This is a genomic window from Actinotalea sp., from assembly GCF_041597215.1.
Taxonomy (GTDB): Bacteria; Actinomycetota; Actinomycetes; order Actinomycetales; family Cellulomonadaceae; genus Actinotalea.
Window position 1 is genome coordinate 1 of record NZ_JBFHHB010000262.1, and the last position, 4234, is coordinate 4234.

The 4234-nt window shown below is 71.2% G+C and carries 7 protein-coding genes; 5 read left to right on the plus strand and 2 right to left on the minus strand.

Going from position 1 to position 4234, the window contains the following annotated elements:
• Together ABWK99_RS14145 and ABWK99_RS14150 are read right to left on the minus strand one after the other, a co-directional pair.
• The coding region (locus ABWK99_RS14145) for a DMT family transporter (RefSeq protein ID WP_372595344.1) at positions 1-419 on the minus strand (419 nt) is incomplete at its 3' end.
• Between the two features lie 167 nt (positions 420-586).
• Positions 587-1018: a VOC family protein gene (locus ABWK99_RS14150; RefSeq protein WP_372595345.1), complete on the minus strand. Its 432-nt coding sequence runs from the start codon at positions 1016-1018 to the stop codon at positions 587-589.
• A 71-nt stretch (positions 1019-1089) separates the two neighbouring features.
• On the opposite strand from ABWK99_RS14150, the gene ABWK99_RS14155 reads away from it, so the two are divergent.
• The 5 genes from ABWK99_RS14155 to ABWK99_RS14175 form a co-directional block, all read left to right on the plus strand.
• Positions 1090-1989, plus strand: coding sequence for an HAD hydrolase family protein (locus ABWK99_RS14155; protein WP_372595346.1), 900 nt, complete (start codon positions 1090-1092; stop codon positions 1987-1989).
• Between the two features lie 72 nt (positions 1990-2061).
• Positions 2062-2382 (plus strand): ArsR/SmtB family transcription factor, encoded by a 321-nt coding sequence (locus ABWK99_RS14160; protein ID WP_372595347.1) that lies wholly within the window; start codon positions 2062-2064, stop codon positions 2380-2382.
• The gene (locus ABWK99_RS14165; protein WP_372595348.1) at positions 2379-3431 is read left to right on the plus strand and encodes a permease; all 1053 of its coding nucleotides are present in this window, start codon (positions 2379-2381) and stop codon (positions 3429-3431) included. The genes ABWK99_RS14160 and ABWK99_RS14165 overlap by 4 nt, the downstream gene beginning before the upstream one ends.
• 19 nt (positions 3432-3450) lie before the next feature.
• On the plus strand, positions 3451-3702 hold the full coding sequence (locus ABWK99_RS14170) for a thioredoxin family protein (RefSeq protein ID WP_372595349.1): 252 nt from the start codon (positions 3451-3453) through the stop codon (positions 3700-3702).
• Between the two features lie 133 nt (positions 3703-3835).
• A partial coding sequence (locus tag ABWK99_RS14175) for a CBS domain-containing protein (RefSeq protein WP_372595350.1) occupies positions 3836-4234 on the plus strand: 399 nt, incomplete at its 3' end.

Here is a 4234-nt window from a genome sequence, read left to right on the forward strand (position 1 = left end):
GCACCCGGTCCGGTGAGCAGCAGGCTCGCGGTGGCGACGAGCCCGGCTCCGAGCGCGACGCGGAGCCCGATGTGCTCGTGGAAGAAGGCGGCGGCGAGGACGACGGTGAACGCCAGCTCCAGGTTGAGCAGCAGGGACGCGCTCGCGGCGCTGGTGTGCTGGAGACCGGACGCGAGGAGGACCGGGCCGACCGCACCGCCGAGAACGACGGCCGTGCTCAGCCGACCGGCCCCTCGCCGCAGCGCTGCGGGATCGGGTCGATGCCGCAGGCTGGTGGGCAGGACGGCAAGGGCCGCCCCGAGGTAGAGCAGGCCCGCCAGTGTGAACGCGTTGGTCTCGCGAGCCAGCTGGGCCGCGAACGGCGTCGAGGCGCCGAAGAGCAGCGCGGCGAGGCCGGCCCGGAGGACACCCCTACGCATCGGGCGCCCGCCCGTGCCCCGGTGCCTCGGCGGCGACGGGCACGTCATTGGCGGCATCAGGCATGGGCCGAGCGTAGGTGCTGCGGGGCTGTCCACCGCCCCCGAGCGGGCACCGGTCGGGGACGGTCGGCGGAGCGCGTTCCGATCGTCCGGGCCGCGCGAGCGGCTCAGAAGAACTGGTCGATGAGGATCGGGTTGCCGTCGGGGTCGTGGAGGACCAGGTGCGCGGGGCCCGTCCCTGTGGGGTCCGCCCGTTCGACGAGCTCGAGGCCGGCGTCCTCGAGCCGCGACTGGATCTCGCGGACGTCCGTGAAGCTCCGCACGCGCTGCATCTGGCCGGTCAGGCCGGGGTTGAACGTGAGCGTCGGCTTCTCGATCATCCCGTGGAACAGGCCGAGAGTCGTCTCACCGTTCTTGAGGATGAGCCAGCCCTGGTCCGCAGCTCCGCCGGTCACCTCGAACCCGAGCTTCTCGTAGAACGCGCGGGAGGCGTCGAGGTCGGCGACGTCGAGCGAGACGGAGAAGGCGCCGAGCTCGATGGTCCCCGGCATCCCCGCGGGCACGGAGTCGACCACGGGCAGGTCGTCGAAGGGGTTCATCCCCTCAGGCTCCGTCCGGTGGCCCGTGGCGTCAAGGTCTGCCGGTCCACGCCCGGATAGGGTGCCGTGAGATGAGCGCGACGAACGAGGGACCCACCACCGCCGCCAAAGTGATCTTCCTCGACATCGACGGCACCTATGCCGATCGGGGCCGGGTGCCGCCGGCGCACGCGGAGGCGGTGCGGAGCGCGCGCGCGGCAGGGCACCGGGTGCTGCTCTGCACGGGACGTCCGACCTCCATGCTCACTCCACGCATCCTCGACGCCGGGTTCGACGGCGTCGTCGCGGGAGCCGGTGCCTATGTCGAGGTCGCGGGCAGGGTGCTCGCCGACCGACGCTTCCCCGCCGCGCTCGCCGCGCGGACGGTCGAGGTCCTCGACACGCACGGCCTCGCCTACCTCCTCGAGGCACCCGAGGTGCTCCACGGGCTTCCTGGCCTCGACCGGCGTCTCGGCTCGCTGCTCGCCCACAGGTTCCGGGGGGACGGCGCGGAGAGCGCCGGCTCGCTCGACATCCTGGAGTCGCTGCAGATGTCCGCCGACCTCGCGGGCGCCACCTTCGGCAAGGTGACCTACTTCGACTCACCCGTGCCGGCCGGGACCCTCACCGCGCAGATCGGGCCGGGTGTCCAGGCGTTGCCGAGCTCGATCCCCGGCATGGGGGAGTCCGCCGGGGAGATCTTCCTCGCGGGGATGACCAAGGCGATCGGCATGGCGCTCGTCATCGAGGACCTCGACCTGCGTCGCGAGGATGTCATCGCCTTCGGCGACGGGCTCAACGATCTCGAGATGCTCGAGCACGCCGGTCTGGGCGTCGCCATCGAGGGGGCCGACCCCCGGGTCCTCGCCGTCGCGGACCGGACGGCGCCGGGGCCCGGGTCGAGCGGTCTCGCGACGGCCTTCGCCGAGCTGGGGCTGCTGTCGTGGGAGCCGGGCACGCTCCGCCGGACGGAGTCGGCGGGCCACGCCTGAGCCGTGCGGACCGGAAGGTCCCATGACTTAGGTCCTCGCCGAGGCCCTCCTCGGCGGGGCTACGGTTCAAGCATGGCTGAATCAATCAGGATTGAACCGAGGTCGGTGGAGCACCGGGCCGAGCGGTCCGTTGCCGTCCTCGTCGCCGTTGCCGACCCCATTCGCTGGACGGTGCTGGAGCGCCTCGCCGACGGCACGCACTGCGTGTGCGACCTGCAGGCCCATGTGCCGATCGCCGCGAACCTCCTCAGCTACCACCTCAAGGTGCTGCGGGAGGCCGGCCTGGTCACCTCCGCTCGACGAGGACGATGGATCGACTACAGCCTCGCGGCCGACGCGCACGAGCGGCTTGCTGCCGCGCTGCCGACCGCCGCGCTGGTCTCCGCCCGATGAGCGCCGTCCAGGCGGTGCGCTCCCGGCCCGTGTTGCGCCGGTGGCTGATGGTCGGCAGCGCCGCGATCCTGTGGGTCGCGCTGTACTCGGTGAACCTGCCGTGGTGGGACTGGTTGGTCTACGACGTGGCCGGGCTGGACGAAGGGTCCCGGCTCGGCTCCGGGGTGCACTTCTTCTTCTACGACTCGGTGAAGATCGGGCTGCTCCTGACCGGGATCATCTTCGTGGTCACGGTCCTGCGCTCCTTCATGTCGGTCGAGCGGACGCGGGCGATGCTCGGGGGCAAGCGGGAGGGGTTCGGCAACGTCCTGGCGGCGGGTCTCGGCGTGGTCACGCCGTTCTGCTCCTGCTCCGCGGTGCCGGCGTTCATCGGGTTCGTCTCGGCCGGCGTGCCGATCGGCGTGACGATGAGCTTCCTGATCGCCTCGCCGATGGTCAACGAGATCGCGATCGCCCTGCTCCTCGGCCTCTTCGGGATCGGTCCGACGTTGCTCTACGCAGGGGCGGGCCTGCTCATCGCGATCGTCGGCGGCTTCGTGCTCGGTCGCCTGCACGTCGAGCGCTGGGTGGAGCCGTTCGTGTTCGAGACCCGGCTGCGTGGCCGGGTGATCGACTCGACCCTCGGGCTGACCTGGGACGACAGGATCGCGATGGGGGTCGAGGAGGTCGGGTCGATCCTGCGCAAGATCTGGCCGTACCTGCTGGTCGGGATCGGGCTGGGCGCGGTGATCCACGGCTGGGCGCCGGAGGACTTCTTCGCCCAGTACGCGGGCGCGGACAACCCGTTCGCGGTGCCGCTGGCCGTGCTGCTCGGCGTGCCGCTGTACTCCAACGCCGCCGGGGTGCTGCCGCTGGTCGAGGCCCTGCACGACAAGGGCCTGCCGATGGGAACGCTGCTGGCCTTCATGATGGCCGTCGTCGCGCTCTCCCTCCCCGAGCTCATCCTGCTGCGTCGTGTCCTCAAGCCCCGGCTCATCGCCACCTTCGTCGCGGTCGTCGCCGCCGGCATCCTCGTCGTCGGTTACCTGTTCAACGCCGTCCTGGCGTGAGATCCCCAAGGAGAGAGCAATGCTGATCAAGATCCTCGGTTCCGGTTGCGCGAACTGCGTCAACCTCGAGCGCGTGACCCGCGAGGCGGCCGACGACCTCGGCGTCGTGGCGGAGTTCGAGAAGGTCACCGACTACGCGGACATCGCCTCCTACGGCATCATGCGCACCCCGGGGCTCGTCGTCGACGACGAGGTGCTCCTGTCGGGCCGGGTGCCGACGCGCGAGCAGGTGCGCGAGCTGCTCGCACCCTTGGCTCCCGCCTCCGCCTGAGGCCCGGTCCCTGGTCGGTGCGGCCCCGGTGGGAGTCCCGCCGGGGCTGGCCCGACCCGGACCCGTGCCGTACCGTCGGGAGACCAGCCGGCGACGACGTGGTCGCGGCGAGTCAGGCAGGAGGTCCTCCGTCATGCGCATCACCGAGGTGCTGAGACGTAAGGGCGACACGGTCGTCACGATCGCTCCCGACCGGACCGTGCGGGAGCTGCTCACCATGCTGGGCGAGCACCGGATCGGTGCCTTGGTCGTCTCCCGGGACGGCAAGCACGTCGACGGCATCGTCAGCGAGCGGGACGTGGTGTGGCGCCTGGACACCGACGGGGACGGGATCCTCGACACGGCGGTCTCCGCGATCATGACGACGGAGGTGCACACCTGCGGGCTCCAGGACAGCGTCGAGGAGCTCATGAGTGCGATGACCGAGCGACGTATCCGGCACGTGCCGATCCTCGTGGACGGTGAGCTGCACGGGATCGTGAGCATCGGGGACATGGTCAAGCACCGGCTGGCAGAGCTCCAGGCGGAGCGC

What these genes read in the sequence shown, in the direction of transcription:
- ABWK99_RS14165 (WP_372595348.1), top strand. Translation starts at nt 2,379, where the DNA reads ATGAGCGCCGTCCAGGCGGTGCGCTCCCGGCCCGTGTTGCGCCGGTGG.
- ABWK99_RS14150 (WP_372595345.1), bottom strand. Translation starts at nt 1,018, where the DNA reads ATGAACCCCTTCGACGACCTGCCCGTGGTCGACTCCGTGCCCGCGGGG.
- ABWK99_RS14170 (WP_372595349.1), top strand. Translation starts at nt 3,451, where the DNA reads ATGCTGATCAAGATCCTCGGTTCCGGTTGCGCGAACTGCGTCAACCTC.
- ABWK99_RS14155 (WP_372595346.1), top strand. Translation starts at nt 1,090, where the DNA reads ATGAGCGCGACGAACGAGGGACCCACCACCGCCGCCAAAGTGATCTTC.
- ABWK99_RS14160 (WP_372595347.1), top strand. Translation starts at nt 2,062, where the DNA reads ATGGCTGAATCAATCAGGATTGAACCGAGGTCGGTGGAGCACCGGGCC.